The following is a 21494-nucleotide window of genomic DNA, read 5'->3' on the forward strand; positions in this document are numbered from 1 at the left end:
TGGAATAAGAATGATTTTTGATAAAAAGAAAAGACAATTATTTTTAACAGATGAAGTTTACAATAGAGTAAATATATTTTTAAAAGAATTACCCATTGAAATTTTAGAAAGTAAAAAAATATATGAAGACAGTCCATCTGATATAAGAAGATTAGATTATTACTTATCACTACATTCTTATGATTTATTAAGTCTAAATTTTACTGCTGGGTTTGATATTTCTACACTTAGAATTCAATTAGAAGATGTAATTACGAAATATGAAGAATATACAATAGCCTTGCGCAAAGACGAGGAGGATGAAGATTGGGCACCATTTTATTTTACAGCTATAGATGAGTACGAAAGATGTATGCAGTTGATAGGACTGTGTTATCTATTACACAGAAGGGACTTATTACCTCGTATTGCAGCGATGCAGGACAAAATTTACCATGAGCAAACAGACCAATTAGATACACTGTATGAGGACTTTTTATCATTTGAGTTGACGGATAGATATGATGTAGATCAATGGTTTTTTGATAATCCATATCGCCCATTAATTTTTAGTAAATATAGAGATACTAAAGAAGAGAGTATTCAAGATATACAGGAATATTTGAAATTATGGTATCCCGCATTTGAAAGTGCAGCTTGGCATGATACCCATAAAATGGATGAAGGTTTGTACTTTGGATATTGGGCTATAGAAGCTGCTGCTTATGTTTATTTGTTAGATTTAGATGATAGCGAAATAACACATATGATTTATCCAAAAGATTTGGTTAAATTTGCCCGAGAATTTGTACCTTTCGAAAATGATATAAGTAACCCATGTGTAAAAACGCTAAGATGCGAAGCAGGACAAATTTGCCCTAAAACAGGTGAATGGTATAGTCCTGCGAATAACATGGAAAAACGTCATTTTAATCAAGGAGAAGGTATGCCTGAGATTAAAGATAACCCTTGGGGTCTAACGATTTGGTATCTGACTGAATAAGTAGATGCCATTCGGGGCATTTTGGAATGGGTGGGGATGTGTACTGGCAGTTTGATGGTGATGAATAGGATAAATTTTCCTTTTGGTTATTCGTTTCTAATGGATAATATTTTTAATTTTCTTTGATTATTATTTTTAATTAAATAAATTAAAACCCCATATTTTTTAAAGGATAATGATGAATTTTTAAAAACGAATTTAATACTTATCATACTTTCAGCAATAATTTTAATAGGGTGTAATACTAATTCAACAAAAACTTATGTGTTGACCACAACATCTTATGGTTATGATGCAAGATATATTCCTTATATTGTTGAATTAAATGGAGAAGAGTTAGGTGGAGGGCTAGGTAGTGGAACGAAAAGATCAGCAGTGATAACAGGAACTCAATATATTAAATGGGGAGAAGGTAATAGCTCTAAAAAGCATATTGCAACCAATGTCCCCACATTGACGAATGAAAATTTAAAAGATAAAAAATATTTAGCTGTACATATATATCCAGATGACAGTGTGGAAATTAATTTATCGAATGAATTACCTGATGCTACTGAGAAAGGTTTAGAGTGGAGAGCAAAAATTATTGATGAATTGAAGGTAAAAGAAGAAAAATAGCTGTATCAGTCATTAGTGGCATATAGATAAAAAAAAAGCGCATGATGACATGCGCTTTTTAATTTTCAGCTAATTATTTTTCAACGAATGCACGTTCAATCACGTAGTCGCCTAGAACGCCCATCTTAGGAGATTCTTTCAGACCGTGCTGGTCAAGTAGTGCAGCAACGTCGTCTAGGAATGCAGGTGAACCGCAAAGCATTGCGCGGTCAGTTTCAGGGTTGAAACGTGGAAGCCCAATTTTTTCGAAAAGTTGTCCAGATTCAATGGCAGTTGTTACACGGCCTTGAGTATGGAATTCTTCACGAGTTACCGTAGGGTAGTAAACCAATTTTTCTTTCGCGCCTAATTCACCAAAGAATTCGTGGTTAGGAATTTCATCTAAGATTAAATCTTGATAAGCCAATTCCGAAATGAAACGTGTACCATGTACAACGATGATTTTTTCAAAACGTTCGTAAGTTTCAGGGTCACGAATTACAGAAAGGAACGGTGCAAGACCTGTACCTGAAGAAAGTAGGTATAAGTTTTTACCAGGGTTTAAGTCATCTAGAACCAACGTACCTGTAGGTTTTTTAGATACTAAAATTTCATCGCCAACTTTTACTTTTTGTAAAATAGACGTTAAAGGACCATCTGGAACTTTAATAGAGAAAAACTCTAATTCTTCTTCATAGTTTGCGCTTGCAATAGAATAAGCGCGCATTAAAGGCTTACCATTTACTTCAAGGCCGATCATCACAAATTGACCGTTTTTAAAACGTAACGCAGTATCGCGAGTGGTTTTAAAAGAGAATAAAGTGTCATTCCAATGGTGGACGTGAGTAATCTTTTCGACGTTAAAAGCAGCCATTAAAGGTCTCAATAAAATTATCAAATTAGAACAGCTTACTATTCTAATCTAAAATCATTCTCGATAAACTGAATATATTTAATTGAACTTATCAGAAAAAGTGATTATGTCTGAGCTTAAAATGCCAATTATCGGGTATATGAAATCTCCCTACCGAGAAAAATTTGGTATTCCACGTCAGCCGAATTTGGTGCAAGTCGAATCTTATATTGAAATGGTGGAACCTTATAACGATTTATTGGCTTTCGAAGGGATTGATGATTTTAGTCATCTTTGGCTGATTTGGCAGTTTCATGAAAATAAAAATGCAGATTCGACAAAATTTCGTCCGCAAGTTCGTCCTCCGCGTTTAGGTGGTAATCAAAAAATCGGGGTATTTGCGACACGAAGTATGTACCGACCGTCACCTATGGGCTTGTCGGTTGTGCAGCTCAAAGGGGTGAAAAAAGTCGGAAAATCGGTACGTGTCTATGTTGTCGGTAGTGATTTGTTGGATGGAACACCAATTTTAGATATCAAACCCTATATTCAATATTCAGATGCAGTTATGGATGCGCAAAGCGGTTATGCGCAGGATGAGCCAGAAAGAAAATCTGTGATTTTGTCAGAGCACGCTGAGCAACAAAAACAGGTATTTTTGAATAATGGCAATTTAACCGCGCAATTAAGGGCTGAACTTGAGCAGGTATTGAGTTTAGATCCACGTCCTGCCTATCAGCATGATGATGAACGTGTGTACGGCATGTTGTTTGGTGGATTGAATGTGAAATTTCAGGTCAGTAAACAACATGTTTTGATTGTTGAAATATCTCAATAAAAAAGGAGCTTTCAGCTCCTTTTTTATTAAATGTGTAAATTATTTATTTGCTGCAAAACTTTGTTTGATTGCGTTAAGAGCAACATCGTTATACATGCTGCAAGAGTTCTCAGCTAATTGTTTAAACTCTAAAAATTGAGTTTTTTGAGTAGGATTTGTTGAAGTATTTATCCAATTATCAATAATCTTAATTAAATCCTGCATATTGTATTCCACTCCTTTAGGAGATGGGTAAGCGTCATAGAAACGATTTTTATATTGAGCTACGCCATATTCACTCTCATCATCAGCTACGGTATAGGCTACAGTATCTTTCATGATGTATTTTTTCGCAGTAATATCTGTACTAAGATCAGCCCACCAGTCAGCTAAAAAACTTTGACTTTCACTATCTGAGGAATCTGTTAAATCTAAATACTGTTCACTATTTGATACTTTATTTAATTGTAAACAGCGAGAACCAGCGGGAAACTTAATATTTGAAATAGCTGTTAAGTATTTGAGAGCATCGTTAGAAATATAGTTGCTTGAATCAGTAATATTATTTTTTATGATCCAATAATTATAGGCATCAACTTGAGAGGCAATGATTTCACCTTCAAGATTGAAAGATTTCATTGTTGTTGTAATTTTTAGACCTGATGAATTAATAGAGGAATGAGGACTTAGCGTCCACACATTATTTGCAATGGATATATTGCCATTCAGATAGCCATACGAACTGTGTAGAGATCCTTCATCATACAAGCCATTCGTTGTGACCATAAATGAATCGCTACTTTCTGAAGTATATAATTTACCATTATCGATAGTTGCAGTATCACTTTCGTATGACAGCACATCACTTTCACTGTCGAGTTCAAAAGTTGACCACTGTTGGAAAGCAGCATTTGGTACTGGTGGATTTTCACTGGAATTATTATTAGATGTAGAGCTTCCACCGCCACCGCCGCAGGCAGTTAAGCTAAGAATAGTCATCGTATAAATTGCTAATATTTTTATTTTCATCATAAATCTTCTTATATCGTTGTTATAAAGCCCTGAGAGGCAAATTTATTATAGCTTAAATTTATTAATGTTTTCATTAATAAAAAAAATAGTATGCTTTCAGAAAACCTATGTGCAAAACTCAAATGACTCAAGCATGCCTTTAGAATTTTTTGCTATAGTAGTTTTATGTTTGGGGAACATAGAACAATGACTTTTAATTTTGAAATTGACACTTCTTGGTGTTTAGACCAATTACAAAAAGATGGACGTATTACTGAACGCGACAAAATGCTGATTCAAACCACGCACCGTCAGCGTGAGCAGTTGAAATGGCATCCTCTACAATGGATTGCCAATTTTAATTTAGTCGATCAGAGTCATCCGCAGTCTACCTTAACACTTAATAGACTCTGTCAATGGTTGGCAGAAAAGTCAGGTGTACCGTTTTATATTATCGATCCTTTAAAAGCTGATGTGCCTGCACTGACAGCCATTATGTCGCAGGAATTTGCAGTACGAAATCGCATTTTAGCGGTGGAATTACAAAATGAGCATGTGTTGATTGCAACGGATCAACCTTATAAAAATGAATGGATTGCCAATTTAGAAAGAACGGTATTACCACGCAAGATTCAGCGTGTATTACTCAGTCCAGATCAACTACAGCGATATTTGGTTGAATATTACCAAGTGAGTCGTGCGGTCAGTAATTCGCAAAAATCATCGAGTTATGACCGTGAAAATAAAGGCGTTGAAGCGCTATTACAATTAGGTGATACACAAAATCCAGATGCCAATGATCAGCATATTGTGAAGCTTGTCGATTGGGTCTTACAGTTTGCCTTCGAACAAGGTGCAAGTGATATTCACCTCGAGCCGCGTAAAGATACAGGAAAGGTGCGTTTTCGTATCGATGGGGTATTACATACCATCTACAACATGCCCGCAAATACCCTGACAGCCGTGGTCTCGCGAATTAAGATCTTAGGTCGGATGAATGTGGCGGAAAAGCGTAAGCCGCAAGATGGACGTTTAAAAACCCGTACACCCAAAGGCCAAGAAACAGAGCTACGTTTATCGACGTTGCCAACAGCTTTTGGTGAAAAGTTGGTTATGCGTATTTTTGACCCTGAAGTCTTGGTACGTAGCTTCCAACAGCTCGGTTTTGAAGGGCGTCTGCTGGATGATTGGAAGGCCTTAACCAGTCATAGTCACGGTATTATTTTAGTGACTGGTCCGACAGGTTCAGGTAAGACCACCACGCTTTATTCATCACTCAAACAATTAGCAACTGAAGAAGTGAATGTCTGCACCATTGAAGACCCGATTGAGATGTTAGAGCCAAGTTTTAACCAAATGCAGGTGAATACAGGGATTGATCTGGGCTTTGCTGATGGTGTACGGGCTTTAATGCGTCAAGACCCTGACATTATCATGGTCGGGGAGATACGAGATCATGATACGGCAAATATGGCGATCCAAGCTGCATTAACAGGTCATTTGGTGCTTTCAACTTTACATACCAATGATGCACCATCGAGTTTGACGCGATTACATGACCTAGGTATTCAGCCTTTTTTAACCGCAGCGACCATATTAGGGGTTTTGGCACAACGTCTAGTTCGTCAACTCTGTCCACATTGTAAGCGTGAGACTTTTATCAATGAACAAGAGTGGAAACATCTGACCTTTGAATATGCGATTCAAATGCCTGATTTTGTCTACGAGGCGGTGGGCTGTGATGAATGCCGTCAAACGGGTTATAAAGGCCGTGTGGGAATTTATGAATTTATGCCACTCAGTATTGAAACCAAGCAATTGATTGGTGCTAATGCAGATCTAACCCAACTACGTACACAGGCTCGTAAAGAGCATGTCGAGCCATTACGAATTGCCGGTGCGCGTAAAGTACTTGCAGGGGTAACCACTTTAGAAGAAGTCCTGCGTGTCGTACCGCTCAACTAATGGTTCGATCAAAGTAAATAAAAACGTCTTTGCAGCTTAAGATTCGACTCATCTTGCTTTGTTTAAATAGCGCTATCGAAATAGACACAGTAAGAGAGACCGAAGATGAAAACATTCACTCAATTGGTATGTGGTTTAGCATTTGCAGGTGTGGCATCGGTTGCAGTCGCGAATACAGCCGTTAATCAAACAGCAGTTGCACCGATGAAAACCACATCTGTGAAACATGCCTTAGGCTTAAAAGATGATAGTAAAGTTCAATTGAAAGGTTATGTTGTGAAATCGATGGGCGATGAAAAATATCAGTTCCGCGATAGCACAGGCAGCATTACAGTGGATATTGATGATGAACTTTGGCAAGGCAAAGCGATTTCAGCTAAAACACCGGTAACGCTCATTGGAGAAATCGACATTGATTACAAACCAACAAAACGTGTTGAAGTGGATGTCGATCAAGTAAAATTTTAATTTAGCCTGTTATTCATTTCAGTGCTGCGCCATGAAAAAAACCACAGCAAGCTGTGGTTTTTTTATGATATGAGTAGATATGAGCAAAAGTTCGATACACTGAAGTCGGAACCATAGAAATAGGGTAGGTAAGATGCGAATTTTATTGGCAGAAGATGATGCATCCCAAGCAGACAGTATAAAAACATGGCTTGAAATGGATGGCTACAGTGTCGATTGGGTTGAGCGAGGCGATCACGCTATTTTGGCTTTAGAACAATATCAATATGATTGCATACTTTTAGATCGTGGCTTACCAAAAGTAACTGGTGATGAAATTTTAAAACGTATCGTACAGTTGCATCCGCTTACACCAGTTTTATTCATTACTGCTCGGGACAGTATTGCAGATCGTGTTGAAGGTTTAGATCTGGGAGCCCATGATTATTTGGTGAAACCCTTTAGCTTAGAAGAGTTGTCAGCAAGGGTACGTGCCCAATTACGCTTGCATCATCAGCAGCGTGATAATTGTTTGACTTTCGGAGATTTAAGTTTAGATGTACAAGCCAAAACGCTGCGTAAAAATGCGGAATTGATTACGCTGACATCGCGTGAATATCAAATTTTGCATAAGATGATGTTGAATCCTGAGCATATTATGACGCGTAGCCAACTCGAAGAATCGCTCTATGCATGGGGCGATGAAGTGGAAAGTAATGCGATCGAAGTTTTTATTTACCAATTGCGTAAGAAGATTGGCAGTGATTACATTAAAACCTTAAGGGGGTTGGGTTATCGCATGAATCTTCCGCAACAAAGATAAGTCTATGAGTGATAAAAAAAGCATTTCCTTACAGTCGCAACTGATTAAAACCTCACTGCTCAGTGCAATTTGGGCGGGAGCAATCTCCCTGTGTCTGATGTTGGGATTTAGTCTTTATCACATCATGAGTGTACATGATGCCCTGATGGACGAAGTGGCTGACATGCTCACTGCTACTGATCTCACGCTGAAGCAAGACGAACAAATAGATGAGCTGAGTGAAGAGTTTGATATGCAATATCAACTCATACAAGGGTCGCAAGTCTTAACCACGTCGGAACAACATACAGCATTTGGACATCAGTCCAATATAAAACAAGGATTACATTATCAATGGAGAGACGGCGCGCTTTGGCGTAGCTATGCACTTCAGGAGGATGGATTAAGCGTACAAATCATTCAACCGATGAAAACACGGCTCAGAGAAACGCTGCAAAGCGTACTAGGCTATGCAGGGATTCTGCTGATTGTCTGGTTGATCCAATGGCTATTACTACATATTTTGATTAAACGTCAATTGAAAGTTTTACAGCTATTTTCCAAACAAATCGCTGAAAAAAATGTAGATGACTTACAAGCCATCGTCTTACCTGAACCTGTATTGCAAGAACTAGAGCCGATCCAAACACAGCTGAATTTTTTATTAAGCCGATTAGATCAAGCCTTAGAGGCGGAACAGCGTTTTACCTCCGATGCCTCACATGAATTACGCTCACCGCTGTCTGCGATTCAAATGCGACTTCAGGTATTAAAACGAAAATATCCCAACATTCAGCAGGATTTATTGAGCATACAGCACGATGTTAATCGAGGAACGCGCGTGCTGGAAAATCTACTTATTCTGGCGCGGCTCGACCCGACGCAATCGGAGCAATTGGATAAAAAACAGAACGACTTAGAACAGCTGAGTTTACAAGTCCTTGATGCTTTACAGCCTTTTATTGAAGAAAAGCAGATCGAATTGAAGCTACAGACCCAGTCTGTACAGTTTGCTATGAACGCAGAGTTGATGTTTAGCTGTCTGCGCAATTTAGTTGATAACGCTATTCGCTACAGTCCTGAGCAAGGACAGGTCAAGATTGATTTAACGGCTTCAGCGCAGCAAGCGACTTGGACGATCGAAAATCAAGGTGCAGGACTGACAGCCGCAGAATTGCAACGCATTGGCGAACGGTTTTACCGCGTATTAGGAACAAAGACGCAAGGTTCAGGTTTAGGTATTTCAATTGCCCAAAAAATTGTACAGTTACATCAAGGCCATTTAAATGTGGATGCATCTGAACTGGGTGGCTTAAAGGTACAACTCACTTTTCCAATCCGTTAAAAACACGATTTGCTCTAAGGAATTTAGCGAAAGAGTGTTGTGAGAGGAAGATGAGTGTTGCGATTTAAATTAAGTTTGAGTAGCTATAAAACTTAAAAAGCAGTAAGCGGATGGCTTACTGCTTGTGTCCACGATTATTTTTATTGCGCTGATAATTATTATTTTTATCAGAAATTATTTGGTCAAAATAAGGCGATTATTTCGTGTTAAACGTAGTCGATATTCTTCACCTGCATGCATAATGCGAATTTCACGTCCTAAAGCAAAAAGGTTGTTTGAATGTAGCATTGGCAGTGAGTGGTGTGCTTCATTGCTACGAGTAAAAAGGCTAAATGGTGCGTTCATTCCGTCGACTCCGTGGTGTATTTCTGAATGGTTTAAATGATAATCATTATCGAATAGGCCTGTCAACGGTAATTTTAGGATTTTATAAAAAAGATAAATTTGCTTACACTTGGATATCAATTGGAACAGAGTAGAGAGCAGGGAACTATGTCGAAACCGCAAATCGATGTCGCCATTGCGATTTTATTGCATCAAGACAAAGTACTGGTGGGTTGGCGTGAAGCAAAACAACATCAGGGCAATAAACATGAGTTTCCGGGTGGTAAAGTCGAGCAGGGTGAAAGTCCTGAACAAGCGTGTCGTCGTGAAATTTTTGAAGAGGTTGGAATTGGTTTACATGACTGGCATGCTTTTGATTTTATTCAGCATGAATATGATGATGTTGTTGTGAAATTACATTTATTTCATGCCACCGTCCCGCATGCGTTGCTGAATGAAATCCAAAAGCCATGGGCCTGGTATTCGCGTCAACAACTTATGAGTTTGAATTTTCCAAAGGCCAATCAAGCTATTTTGCAGCGCTTATATTGGCAGCAACAGATCAAAATCACCGCCGATCTACCAACATTTGAAACGCTTCAAGAGACGCTGTTGTATTATTGGCGAGTCGATGCCAGCGCAGAAAATGCAGAGGCATTAAATCAATTACCTACCGTGATTTTAAAGCAATTGATAATTAATGAAGATCTATGGTCATTACTCTCTACAGAGGTGCAAGCACATATTTCGGCTTTACATCTTAAGCAGCACCAATTGCTGAAAAAAAATAAAGGTGATTTACAGCTTGGGAAGCGCTATATCGCAGCTTGTCATGATCAAGTTTCTGCGCTGCATGCGCAAAAAATTGGCTGTGAGGCTATTTTTATGAGCCCAGTTCTGGCGACACAAAGTCATCCTGAGGCGCAAGGTATGGGATGGGCGCATTTTTCTGAGATTGCACGAGGCATAGAAATCCCTGTTTTTGCTTTAGGTGGCATGCGTCCTGAATTATTGTCTATTTCACAGCAACATCATGCTTATGGGGTGGCAGGTATTCGCAATTTTTAAATTAAAAACTGATGTTACGCAGTAACATCAGACGCACAGTTTGCTTCAGATAAAAGAATGATACGCGGTAAGGTGCATTGCACAGCAAGATGGTTTCCTTGCGAAGCACGCTGCTCATTTTGCCAAAACTAAAGTACCTCCAGCCGAAGGCTAATCCCTTTATTCAATCCCTAGATGTAAGACTCCGTTGAATAGACTTAAAAACCATTTTTAATATGCGAAATTACTTTTAGGTGCGTAACATCAGTTAAAAATACGTGCATTGAATTAAATTTGTATTTGAAAGTCGATATTCAGATTTAAAATAACTTTTAGAAATAAACTTGCTTTTAGTATGTAATGAATAAAAAAGCCTGATCTCAATTAAGATCAGGCTTTTTTACGGGGTGCTTAAAGAGCTTTAATTGCTTGTTGTGCTTTTTGAATGGTGCTGCTTTTCTTTTGCATTTGACCGGCTTTTAAAACAACATTCCAAAGCTGTTGTTTCATCGGTTTGGTTTGAGCATAGCTTAATCCGCGCAGTGCCAACGATTCTGCATTCGCAGGTTGATTTTTTCGATTGGCGATCATTGCCAAATATAAAAAAGTTTCCGCAGATTGTGGTGCCAAACGCTGTGCTTGAGTTGCCGCACTTTCAGCTTCATTCCATTTTCCATTGGCATAAGCGGTTTGCGTAGTTTGCATCAATTTTTTGAATGCAGGCAAGTCGCGGCCATCATCAAACTTTTGAATTTGGGTTTTCTGTTCAGGAATAACGATACGTTGACGTTTAATTTCTGGATGGTCATATGGCGTAATAATGACCCCAGAAGAGTCATGGATATCTGCCTTTTTTTCAGGTGGAGCAGGCGGCTTTTGCTCAGGTTCGACTATGGTTTGGCAACCTGCCAAAATGATCGTCAAAACGCTCAGAATACTGAACGTTTTTAAAACTTTAATGTTTTGCAATTTAATTTGTATACTCTCCACTTGAGATGATGCGAGGTTGATCAGATGAACCCTGATCATTATCGACATCACTTTCACGAATGTAGTCACCTAAACTATCATTTTGTTCCTGAGTTGGCTGCGTCTCTTCAGTATCAACTGTGTAAGGTTCTACTTCATATTGTGTCGAACCACATGCCGTCGCTTGATTTGGAATAGAGTTGCGCGACAGAGGAATATACATCGCACCTGTACAATGCTGTGCAGATAAATTACCTGAATAACGGTCTAACCAATGCCACTGTACGCTGTCTGGTTGACGTAAATTAACTGGTTTTTGACGTAACTGCTTCATGACATTGGTCCAAACAGGAAGTGCTCCTGACGAACCAGTTAAGCCTGTAACTTTGTTGTTGTCTAAACCTAACCAAACCACACTTAAGTAATTACCTGAATAACCTGCAAACCATGAGTCACGCGTATCATTGGTTGTTCCTGATTTACCTGCAAGTTTAAGTGAAGCCGGTAATGATGCATAAGCAGAACGGCCTGTCCCTGAACTCATCACTTGTTGTAAACCGTAGTTCAAGATAAAGGCTGCATCAGGTGCAATAGTCGGTTGTACCGTTAAGCTATAACGATCTAATAAACGACCATTGGCATCGACCACTGAACGAATAGCTTTCACTGGATATTTGAAGCCACCGGTTGCAAAGTTTCCATAGACACTCATGACTTCCATCGGTGACATATCGATAGCACCGAGGTAAATCGAAGGGTAGTTTGGAATATTAGAAGTCACACCAAACTTTTTCAGATGGTTAATAAAAGTCGACATACCGAACTCTTGACCTAAGCGTACCGCAGAGAGGTTATACGAGTTTGATAGGGCATCGACCATTGGTACGACACCATGTGCGCCACCACTATAGTTTTTTGGTGTCCAAGCTTTGCCATCACTTTGAATGCTGATAGGACTGTCTTCGATTTGACTCGCCCAGTTATAACGGTTGGATTCTATCGCACTGAGGTAAATCACAGGTTTTAGCAATGAACCGACTTGACGTTTAGCATCCATTGTACGGTTAAAGCCGGTAAAGTCCTGCGTTGAACCGACTGCTGAAACCAATTCACCATTTTCAGGATGAGACACCAGTACCGCGCCTTGTAATTCTTTCAAGCGTGCTGGATTGGCATTACTTAAACGTACCACAGATTCTTTAAATGCAGTTTGTACACGAGTTTGAGCAATCGGGTCCATCGCGGTGAAAATACGCAGACCTTGATTGGTCAAATCGCTTTCTTGGTATTCGGTACGCAATTGACGACGCACGATATCCATATAGTCAGGGAAGCGAGAAGGGCCCAATGTTGGTTTAGTAATGACATTTAATGGACGCGCTGACTCAGTTTCATATTGTTCCTGAGTTAAATAGCCCATCACTACCATATTGTTTAACACAATATTACGGCGTTTAATCGCACCTTCAGGGTTTTTCCACGGATTAAATAGGGTCGGGCCTTGTACCAAACCGACTAAATAAGCCTGCTGAGCAATATTTAGTTCACGTAGGGGTAAACCAAAATAGAATTGTGAGGCTAAACCATAACCATTGATGGAATAGTTACCGTTTTGACCTAAGTTCACTTCGTTTAAATAAGCTTCAAGAATTTCATCTTTGTCATAGTGAAGTTCAATCAGCATGGCCATTAAGGCTTCGTTGGCCTTACGCTTAATGGTTCTCTCAGGCGATAAATAAAAATTTTTCACCAATTGCTGAGTGAGGGTCGAACCACCTTGACGTTTACCACCTGTGACATTACTCACAATGGCACGTGCTGTACCACGAATCGAAATACCATGATGCTGATAGAAATTACGGTCTTCGGTAGCAATTAAAGCTTGGATTAAAGGCTTAGGCACTTTATCAAGTTTAATCAGCACACGGTCTTCATTGTGCTGAGGATAAATACCACCAATTAACATCGGCTCTAAGCGGGCAATACCACTGCTTGAAGGCTTGGTTGCACTCACTTCAGTGATTTGATCTTCACCAAAGGTCACTTTAAGGACTTGTTCAGGGTCGACACTATCACCAAAGTCAAAACCACGCGTATGGATATAGGTTACATTGCCAGAAGTAACGTAACTCCCTGTTTTCGCATAGCTATCTTGAGCGTTATAACCCAAAAGTTTCAGTTCTTGGTTGAGGTCTGCTTGGCTCACAGGCGCATTAGTATAAATTTCTAAAGGACGAGCAAATACCTTGGCTGGAATGTCCCAACGTTGACCTTCGAATTTATCCCGTACAATATTATCTAGACGAATAAGATAAATGCTGAACACGAGAAATCCGCCGATAATCAACAGCGAAAAAATCAGTGCAATTATGCCTATGCCACGTTCAGACTTCATAAATAGTGATAAGACCCTGAGAAATTTTGCTAATCATGCGAAGCTTTTCAGTATTTTGCAATATTTAAACTGTTATATGTATGCAAAATATTGGAAGCTACTTCACTAAAGTCGAAACTTTAAAGTTTTTTTAAATCATTTCTGTTAGTGATATGATACCAATGAGGCGAAGCGGAGCAAAAGCGCAGGTGCAAATTTCACATAAATCATTTCGAAACATTGGGTTGATTGGTCGTCCAGACAAATCATCAGTGATCGAAACCCTATGTTTGATCCACGATCATATTTTGAGTTTGGGATTACATCCTGTATTTGATACGCAAACAGCGCAGCTGGTTCCCTATAATAATACTCAGACGGTCAGCCGTAATTTATTGGGAGAAGTCGTCGATTTGGTGATCGTAGTCGGCGGTGATGGTTCATTGCTTCATGCTGCACGTGCCTTGGTGAAATATAATACCCCTGTGATTGGGGTGAACCGTGGTCGTTTGGGCTTCCTGACCGATATCAAACCAACAGAAGTGATTTTTAAGTTAGATCAAGTGCTCAAAGGTGAGTTTCAGTTGGATCGACGTTTCTTGCTGGAAATGGAAATTCGCTCGAAAGGTGAGTCGATTTACGATGCTGTGGCTTTAAATGATATTGTGCTGCATTCAGGTAAATCGGTACATATGATCGACTTTGAACTGAATATTGATGGGCAATATGTATACCGCCAACACAGTGATGGTTTAATTGTTTCGACACCAACTGGCTCTACAGCTTATGCATTATCTGGTGGTGGTCCGATTGTCCACCCAAGTATGGATGCGATTGCCTTAGTGCCAATGCATCCTCATACTTTGTCGTCACGTCCGATTGTCGTGGGCGGACAAAGTGAAATTAAAATTTTGATTCGTGAAAACCGTGTTTTACCAATGGTCAGTGCCGATGGTCAACACAGTGTATCATTGGGTGTAGGCGATAGTTTACATATCCGCAAACATCCATTTAAGCTCAACTTATTACATCCACCTGGTTATGACTTCTATATGGCATGTCGTACTAAGCTAGGCTGGAACCAAGATTTTGACTCATTAAAGCAGGATTAATTATGAATATTGAACAGATGCTTGCCGTACTCGATCCTGAAATTGTTGGTCGATTAAAAACGGCAATTGAAATTGGTAAATGGCCAAATGGCGTAGCGCTGACTCAAGAACAACGTCAAATTTGTATGCAAGCGGTGTATGCATGGGAAATTAAACATTTGCCAGAAGATGAGCGTAGCGGTTATATCGACCGTGGGACCAAAGAAGAAGATGAGCATTGCGACTCGCATGTGGAAGAACCTGAGTTCAAGCCGATTCGTTTCGTTTAATCCGTTTTCTTTCTGATTGAAAAAGCCAGCTTAATGCTGGCTTTTTTATTGGCTGATGCATGCCTAAATTTGTTGCTTCATATCTGCTTATTTAAGCGTGACGATTTGCCCACATGGTTTTGGCAGTTTGCATCGCTTCATCAAAACTTGCGACGGCACCCATGGTATACAGTGCGATTCCCATGGTTTCGGTGACCGCGATGTCACCATATTGATGTGTCTGGTGACCGTCCCAAACGGCTTTAAAGACGGCCAAATCGAGTTCTTCTTCGACGGGACTGCGGTTGTCCGTCAGTTTAGGCAATTCATGTTCATACATTTCACCATCCTTGATGCCACAAATTAAGGTTTTTGCATCGGGGTTACGTTCGAATTCACCACCTTCACCCTTAATGACAGCACTATTTTGATAACCCAATTGGAATGCCGCACGTTGATGTGATCCACGATAGGCTGGGTGGAAAATCGCTTGCATGGTGGCTTTGGCATTAAACGGATTTATTAGGCGGGCAAGGGTGTGAATTGGGGAACGCAAACCCATCACATTGCGCAGTGAAATTAGATCACTGAGTATTGGCGAAATGACGTCGAGCGGAATATAAGCAAAATGACGCTGATTGAGCTGCTGTTCCACATCTGTATCATTTTGGCAAATAGGAAAACCCAAATACTCTAATACTTGTTCTGTATAAAGGCGGTTAATGGTATGACCTGAAGCACCATGCATCACGACATTGTAGCCGTGTTTTGCCAGCGTTAATGCGGCCAATAAAAACCAAGGATAATGTTTACGTTTACCTGCATAAGATGACCAATCTAAATCGACATCAAGCTTTTTAAACTTGAGTTGATCACGGGAGGCTTGGACAAAGCCAGTGAGTTCATCGACAGATTCTTCTTTTACACGCAATAACATCAAGAAAGCGCCCAATTGAACGTCTAAAACCTCATCTTTTAAGATCATGCTGAACGCTTGGTAGGCTTCATCATAAGTGAGAGAACGTGCGCCATTTTTACCTTTACCCACGATACGGACAAATTGCGCAAAAGGATGTTCAAAATCTTTGTAAATATTTCGTTTATTGTTCATGCAAATACTGGGCTTAAAATTAGGACTTAAGGATAGTTTACTTCTATAGTTGGTATTTTTCAGCCTGATAACAGGTTTAAAAAAGGATATCTTTAGACTATCGTCTAATAAACTCGGTCTATTATTTAACCGAAATTAACATTTGTGGCAGAACAAGCCTTTAAAAAACAGGTAAAATTTAACCTACTTTAGTATGTGTTTCATCTCCTGATCAATGCGCTGATTTTATATCAGGTCCTGATGTGATTATTTAATCACCATACATATTTCGTTTTTCTGTATTTGGCTAAGTCAAATACCTTTGGTGCTCTTTTGTCGAAGACAAAGGGGTTTTGGGCTGTTTATTTTTTGAAAATAGACAAAAACTGAATATTTCTTTGAAGCAGAAATATATCGTGAAGTAATGTCATGGCTAAAAAACCAATTTATAAGTCACTATATTTTCAAGTGATCGTTGCCATTATTGCGGGTGTATTGGTGGGGCATTTCTCACCAAGTGGCACACAAATTATCAATGGTACCGAGCAATACGTAAAAGGCTGGGGTGAATTGTTCTATCCACTAGGACAAGGTTTCATCAAGCTGATTAAAATGATTATTGCACCTGTGATCTTCTGTACCGTGGTGAGTGGTATTGCAGGCATGGAAAGCATGAAATCTGTGGGTAAGACAGGTGGGGTCGCTTTACTATACTTCGAAATCGTTTCGACTATCGCACTCATTATCGGTCTTGCAGTGATTAATATTGCAAAACCTGGTGTAGGCATGAACGTCGATCCAGCATCTTTAGATACTGCAGGTATTTCTAAATATGTTGAATCTGGTGCAGCACAATCTACCCAAGATTTCTTTATGAATATCATCCCAAACACCGTTGTTGGTGCGTTTGCTGAGGGTGAGATTCTTCAAGTTCTATTATTTGCCTTATTATTTGGTTTTGCATTGCATAAACTTGGTGATGCAGGTAAGCCTGTATTGAAGTTTATTGATCAAATTGCACATGTATTCTTTAACATTGTAAACATGATCATGAAGCTTGCGCCAATTGGTGCCTTCGGTGCGATGGCTTATACCATTGGTAAATATGGTATCGGTAGTTTGGCGCAATTGGGTCAGTTGATCATCTGCTTCTATATTACCTGTTTGCTGTTTATTTTCCTTGTACTTGGCTCAATTGCACGTATTTGCGGTTTCAGTATCCTCAAAATGATTCGTATGATTCGCGAAGAACTCTTGATCGTACTAGGTACGTCATCTTCAGAATCTGTACTGCCACGTATGTTGAAAAAACTCGAACTTGCAGGTGCAGAAAAATCTGTAGTGGGTCTGGTTATTCCAACAGGCTATTCATTTAACCTAGATGGTACGTCTATTTACCTGACTATGGCGGCGATCTTTATTGCACAAGCGACCAATACACCGCTTGATATTTCGCATCAGATCACGTTGTTGTTGGTCCTACTCATCTCATCTAAGGGTGCTGCAGGTGTGACGGGTTCAGGCTTTATTGTCATGGCTGCAACACTGTCTGCTGTTGGTCATATTCCTGTTGCTGGTTTGGCATTGATTCTTGGTATTGACCGTTTCATGTCAGAAGCACGTGCATTAACCAACCTTGTAGGTAACTCATTGGCAACGATTGTGGTTGCGAAATGGGTGGGTCAATTAGACAAAGAAAAACTGGATTTTGCTTTGGCAAATCCTGAAGAAATTGACCGTCAGATGCAAGAAGAAGGTAATGCACATCATGCCTAAGGCTGATGCTGTGATGTAAAAGATGTGAATTAAAAAGGAAGCTTCGGCTTCCTTTTTTAATGCAAGGTCAAAGCTAAATTTGAACGCTTTAGTTTTTAGGCATGACGGCTGTTCTAAACTGCAATAGGATGGAGCTCAACAAAACAACAAACTCAACCAAGGAAGAAACACATGCTGGCTTATGATGCAGACTTAGAATTATTTCGAGATAACTTTCGCCGTTTTATGGCAGAGCATGTCGCACCACATTATGAGCAATGGGAACGTGAAGGCATTATGCCGCGTTCAGTATGGAATGCCTTGGGTGAAAATGGCTTTTTATGTGTCGATGTGCCTGAAGAATATGGCGGCTATGGCGTCCCAACGCATTATTCACTGATGCTAGTTGAAGAATCTGCGCGCGCAGGTTTTAGTGCATTATCGACAGGTATTTCATGCCATTCTGAAATTGCAGCACCGTATATTTTGCACATTGGTTCAGAAGAACAAAAACAACATTGGTTGCCGAAAATGGTCACGGGTGAAGTGGTCGGTGCCATTGGTATGACGGAGCCGGGTGCAGGTTCAGACTTACAGTCTATGCGCAGTAGTGCAATTTTGCAGGGCGATCATTATCTTCTCAATGGTTCGAAAACCTTTATCTCAAATGGTCAACATGCAGACCTAGTGGTATTGGCGGCGAAAACTGATCCACAAGCACGTGCTAAAGGCGTGTCATTACTTTTAGTCGATACCCATTTGGATGGATTTAAGAAGGGCACTAACCTGGATAAAATTGGTCTGCATGCGCAAGATACGTCAGAGTTGTTTTATGACAATGTCAAAGTGCCGAAAGAGCAACTTTTGGGTCAAGCTGGACAAGGCTTTGCTTACTTGATGCAAGAGTTACCGCGTGAACGTACCGCGATTGCTTCGACTGCAATTGGTGCGATTCGTGGTTCCATTGATGTGGCAACGCAGTATGTCAAAGAGCGTCAAGCGTTCGGACAGGCGATTGGACAGTTCCAAAATACTCGTTTTGTATTGGCGCAGGCTAAGATTGACGAATTGGCTACCGCGGCGTTTTATAATCAAAATGTTGAGCTTTATATGCAAGGCAAACTTGATGTTGAAACTGCAGCAGCACTCAAGAGCTTCTCTACCGATATGCAAATGAAAGTGGCTCATAATCTACTTCAATTATTTGGTGGCTATGGTTATATGACCGAATATCCAATTTCACGTTTCTTTGTCGATGCACGTATTCAGCAAATCTACGGTGGCACCAATGAAATTATGAAAGAAATCGTGGCACGAAGTATTTTAGGTCGATAAACAAATTATCAGGCTCAACTTAAAATAGCGAAGTGAAGACTTCGCTATTTTTTTGACAATGTATTTCTATAGTGACGATGTATTTCTATAGATTTGCTTATTTGAATTAGATTGTGTGTTTAATTTTGCGTGAATATTTTGAAACCTATGATAATGACGGTTGCCCCAAAACTTGCAAACAGACTTCAATAAATTCAGGTGTATCTAAAGTACTGCGAGACGATATATATAGGTTATTATCATTCACAACCGATTGATCCGACACCACCACACCTGCGTTTAACAAAGCGGATTTAAGTGTTTCAGATTGGGCAAAATGGCGACCTTGTATGACACCAGCTTCTAATAACAACTGTGGACCATGGCAACTGCTCAAGATCGGCTTTTGGCTATCTGCAAAATTACGTACAAAATAGATAAAACGGTCATCTAAAGCGAGTTTCTCTGGGGAATAACCGCCGGGAATAAATTAGGCATCAAAATCATGCACAGAGGCATCGTCGATACTTTGGTCAATGGTGATCTGGGAACGGCGTTTAATGCCGTAAACGATTTTTCCAACCTGATCTTCGATATTGATAATGCTGTGCCGAGCGGCTCGAAAGGCCTCCACAGGCTCAAGGTATTCAATATCTTCAAAATCGTAGGTCACTAACACTGCAATTTTCTTGTGCATACTTGTACCTATGGGTCTGTTATTTTTTTTCTGATATTTAGACTACAAAGCAATGAAAAAAATTACCTGTGTCTTTTGTAATAAATGCGTCAATGACTGTAAACACTAGATGAAAGTGCCTATTAAGTCACTGAAAAAACGATCAATGACCAAGTGTTTATATAGATCATCTTTAAGTTTCAAATTATTTCTATGCCATGAAAGCCAAGTTTAGAATTTTTTATTTTGCTTCAAGTATTGAGAGCAAAATTTAAAACTGAAATGACCAATGAAACAAATTGATTGATGGGCTTATACAAGGGGATGGATCTGATGCAAATTTGGAGGAAAAGAGAAGGTCTATTTATTGTGCTGCTCAAGATGAATGATCAATAAAGCCGTCAAAAGGTAAGATTTTCCTTAATTATGGCTTTACCTATCAGTTTGGCTGTTTTGGCTCTTAAGTTAAGCTGATGAAGCTTTAATCAACTGTATGTTTTTAAGGCTGAAACCATCAAAGTCGTATTGCGCAACATTTGAAAGCTAACTATTGTTATACTGTTTGCAAAATTTTTTTGAAGGGCGACATAACAATGATCAACGATGATCAAAACACTCCGACTTCTCTGGACTTAGCTCAAATTCGTGAAGATATCGACTCTGTTGATATGCAGATTCAACAACTTATCAACCGTCGTGCGAAACTAGCTGAAGCTGTGGCAAAAGCAAAATTTGCTGCAGAAGAGAATCCATTGTTTTATCGTCCTGAACGTGAGGCGCAAGTTTTACGCAAAGTTATGGATCGTAACGAAGGCCCATTGTCTGATGTGACAATGGCACGTTTATTCCGTGAGATCATGTCGGCTTGTTTAGCCCTTGAAGCACCGCAAAGTATTGCGTTCTTAGGTCCAGTTGGGACTTATACACATTCGGCAGTGTTGAAACACTTTGGTCAAGACGCTGTGGTGCGCCCATTACCAACAATTGATGAAGTATTCCGCGAAGTAGAAGCAGGCAGTGCGCACTATGGTCTTGTGCCTGTAGAGAACTCATCTGAAGGTGTAGTGAACCATACTTTAGATTGCTTCAAATCTTCACATCTCAATGTTATTGGTGAAGTTGAACTGCGTATTCATCACCAGTTCCTAGTGTCTGAAAACACACGTAAAGACAGCATTAAACAAATTTATGCACATCAACAAACTTTGGCGCAATGCCGTGGTTGGTTAGATGCTCATTATCCAGGTGTAGAACGTGTTGCACTCAGTTCAAATGCAGAAGCTGCACGCCGTATTCGCAATGAATGGCACTCAGCAGCAATTGCATCTGAAGTCGCTGCGAACATTTACAACCTTGAAATTTTGCATAGCAATATTGAAGACAATCCTGAAAATACTACTCGTTTCTTGGTGATTGGTCGTGAGAAAGTACCGCAATCGGGCAATGATAAAACTTCATTGTTGATTTCTGCGCATGACCGTGCAGGGGCATTACTTGAAATTCTTGCACCGTTTGCCAAGCATAATATTAGCTTAACAAGTATCGAAACACGTCCTGCATTACCAGAAAAATGGGCTTATGTATTCTTTGTGGACTTGGAAGGTCATGTTGAGCAAGAAAACGTGAAAGCGGCAATTGAAGAAATTCGTCCGTTAGTAAAAGAAATTCGTGTATTGGGTTCATATCCGATTGCTGTTCTTTAAGATCACAACTGTGATCAATTCCATCAGGAGTTGATCACCTTCATCATTTGAAAAAACTGGAAG

At 39.7% G+C, this 21494-nt stretch carries 19 protein-coding genes and 1 pseudogene; 13 read left to right on the forward strand and 7 right to left on the reverse strand.

The annotated features are described in order from the left end of the window. Window positions 1-10 precede the first annotated feature (10 nt). Window positions 11-982 (forward strand): PoNe immunity protein domain-containing protein, encoded by a 972-nt coding sequence (locus FTU37_RS08410; RefSeq protein ID WP_180124165.1) that lies wholly within the window; start codon window positions 11-13, stop codon window positions 980-982. A 264-nt stretch (window positions 983-1246) separates the two neighbouring features. Next, window positions 1247-1600 carry a hypothetical protein gene (locus tag FTU37_RS08415; RefSeq protein ID WP_373685140.1) on the forward strand — a complete coding sequence of 118 codons (354 nt, stop codon included), beginning with the start codon at window positions 1247-1249 and terminating at the stop codon, window positions 1598-1600. Between the two features lie 73 nt (window positions 1601-1673). Here FTU37_RS08415 and FTU37_RS08420 read toward each other — a convergent pair whose 3' ends face one another. Beyond that, on the reverse strand, window positions 1674-2453 hold the full coding sequence (locus tag FTU37_RS08420) for a ferredoxin--NADP reductase (RefSeq protein ID WP_078189109.1): 780 nt from the start codon (window positions 2451-2453) through the stop codon (window positions 1674-1676). 106 nt (window positions 2454-2559) lie between these two features. Between FTU37_RS08420 and tsaA the strand changes: the two genes are divergently transcribed. After that, a complete protein-coding gene (gene tsaA / locus FTU37_RS08425) occupies window positions 2560-3270 on the forward strand; it encodes a tRNA (N6-threonylcarbamoyladenosine(37)-N6)-methyltransferase TrmO (protein ID WP_180124166.1) in 711 nt (236 codons plus the stop codon). A gap of 39 nt (window positions 3271-3309) precedes the next feature. Here the strand turns inward: tsaA and FTU37_RS08430 are convergent, their stop codons facing one another. Beyond that, window positions 3310-4281, reverse strand: coding sequence for a hypothetical protein (locus FTU37_RS08430; RefSeq protein ID WP_180124167.1), 972 nt, complete (start codon window positions 4279-4281; stop codon window positions 3310-3312). A gap of 186 nt (window positions 4282-4467) precedes the next feature. On the opposite strand from FTU37_RS08430, the gene FTU37_RS08435 reads away from it, so the two are divergent. The 4 genes from FTU37_RS08435 to FTU37_RS08450 all read left to right on the forward strand — a co-directional run bounded on the left by FTU37_RS08435 (window position 4468) and on the right by FTU37_RS08450 (window position 8819). Next, on the forward strand, window positions 4468-6225 hold the full coding sequence (locus FTU37_RS08435; protein ID WP_078194425.1) for a GspE/PulE family protein: 1758 nt from the start codon (window positions 4468-4470) through the stop codon (window positions 6223-6225). 105 nt (window positions 6226-6330) lie between these two features. Then, window positions 6331-6693 carry a NirD/YgiW/YdeI family stress tolerance protein gene (locus FTU37_RS08440; RefSeq protein ID WP_168379331.1) on the forward strand — a complete coding sequence of 121 codons (363 nt, stop codon included), beginning with the start codon at window positions 6331-6333 and terminating at the stop codon, window positions 6691-6693. A gap of 133 nt (window positions 6694-6826) precedes the next feature. Beyond that, the gene (locus FTU37_RS08445) at window positions 6827-7495 is read left to right on the forward strand and encodes a response regulator transcription factor (protein ID WP_180124168.1); all 669 of its coding nucleotides are present in this window, start codon (window positions 6827-6829) and stop codon (window positions 7493-7495) included. A 4-nt stretch (window positions 7496-7499) separates the two neighbouring features. Next, window positions 7500-8819, forward strand: a complete 1320-nt coding sequence (locus FTU37_RS08450) for a HAMP domain-containing sensor histidine kinase (RefSeq protein ID WP_180124169.1) — start codon at window positions 7500-7502, stop codon at window positions 8817-8819. Window positions 8820-8993: 174 nt separating this feature from the next. Here the strand turns inward: FTU37_RS08450 and hemP are convergent, their stop codons facing one another. Next, the gene (gene hemP / locus FTU37_RS08455) at window positions 8994-9164 is read right to left on the reverse strand and encodes a hemin uptake protein HemP (protein ID WP_078189103.1); all 171 of its coding nucleotides are present in this window, start codon (window positions 9162-9164) and stop codon (window positions 8994-8996) included. 147 nt (window positions 9165-9311) lie between these two features. On the opposite strand from hemP, the gene FTU37_RS08460 reads away from it, so the two are divergent. Then, window positions 9312-10211: an NUDIX domain-containing protein gene (locus FTU37_RS08460; protein ID WP_180124170.1), complete on the forward strand. Its 900-nt coding sequence runs from the start codon at window positions 9312-9314 to the stop codon at window positions 10209-10211. 390 nt (window positions 10212-10601) lie between these two features. Here FTU37_RS08460 and FTU37_RS08465 read toward each other — a convergent pair whose 3' ends face one another. Both FTU37_RS08465 and mrcB read right to left on the reverse strand, forming a co-directional pair. Beyond that, window positions 10602-11219: a tetratricopeptide repeat protein gene (locus tag FTU37_RS08465; protein WP_257220948.1), complete on the reverse strand. Its 618-nt coding sequence runs from the start codon at window positions 11217-11219 to the stop codon at window positions 10602-10604. Beyond that, window positions 11161-13554 (reverse strand): penicillin-binding protein 1B, encoded by a 2394-nt coding sequence (gene mrcB / locus FTU37_RS08470; RefSeq protein ID WP_180124171.1) that lies wholly within the window; start codon window positions 13552-13554, stop codon window positions 11161-11163. The genes FTU37_RS08465 and mrcB overlap by 59 nt, the downstream gene beginning before the upstream one ends. 152 nt (window positions 13555-13706) lie before the next feature. On the opposite strand from mrcB, the gene FTU37_RS08475 reads away from it, so the two are divergent. Next, window positions 13707-14645, forward strand: coding sequence for an NAD(+) kinase (locus FTU37_RS08475; protein WP_078189100.1), 939 nt, complete (start codon window positions 13707-13709; stop codon window positions 14643-14645). A gap of 2 nt (window positions 14646-14647) precedes the next feature. Further along, complete coding sequence (locus FTU37_RS08480; RefSeq protein WP_078189099.1) at window positions 14648-14914, forward strand: YeaC family protein; 267 nt, start codon at window positions 14648-14650, stop codon at window positions 14912-14914. A gap of 91 nt (window positions 14915-15005) precedes the next feature. Here the strand turns inward: FTU37_RS08480 and FTU37_RS08485 are convergent, their stop codons facing one another. Beyond that, window positions 15006-16004, reverse strand: coding sequence for a glycosyl transferase family protein (locus FTU37_RS08485; protein ID WP_180124172.1), 999 nt, complete (start codon window positions 16002-16004; stop codon window positions 15006-15008). A 408-nt stretch (window positions 16005-16412) separates the two neighbouring features. On the opposite strand from FTU37_RS08485, the gene FTU37_RS08490 reads away from it, so the two are divergent. Both FTU37_RS08490 and FTU37_RS08495 read left to right on the forward strand, forming a co-directional pair. After that, on the forward strand, window positions 16413-17759 hold the full coding sequence (locus tag FTU37_RS08490) for a dicarboxylate/amino acid:cation symporter (RefSeq protein ID WP_168379336.1): 1347 nt from the start codon (window positions 16413-16415) through the stop codon (window positions 17757-17759). 171 nt (window positions 17760-17930) lie between these two features. Further along, window positions 17931-19073: an acyl-CoA dehydrogenase family protein gene (locus tag FTU37_RS08495; protein WP_078189096.1), complete on the forward strand. Its 1143-nt coding sequence runs from the start codon at window positions 17931-17933 to the stop codon at window positions 19071-19073. Window positions 19074-19218: 145 nt separating this feature from the next. Here FTU37_RS08495 and FTU37_RS08500 read toward each other — a convergent pair. After that, a pseudogene (locus FTU37_RS08500) lies at window positions 19219-19749 on the reverse strand (DJ-1/PfpI family protein). A gap of 572 nt (window positions 19750-20321) precedes the next feature. Here FTU37_RS08500 and pheA point away from each other — a divergent pair. Continuing rightward, window positions 20322-21431, forward strand: a complete 1110-nt coding sequence (gene pheA / locus FTU37_RS08505; RefSeq protein ID WP_078194414.1) for a prephenate dehydratase — start codon at window positions 20322-20324, stop codon at window positions 21429-21431. Window positions 21432-21494: the final 63 nt, after the last annotated feature.

Origin of the sequence: Acinetobacter sp. YH12097 (assembly GCF_013419225.1) — a bacterium.
GTDB classification, from domain to species: domain Bacteria; phylum Pseudomonadota; class Gammaproteobacteria; order Pseudomonadales; family Moraxellaceae; genus Acinetobacter; species Acinetobacter amyesii.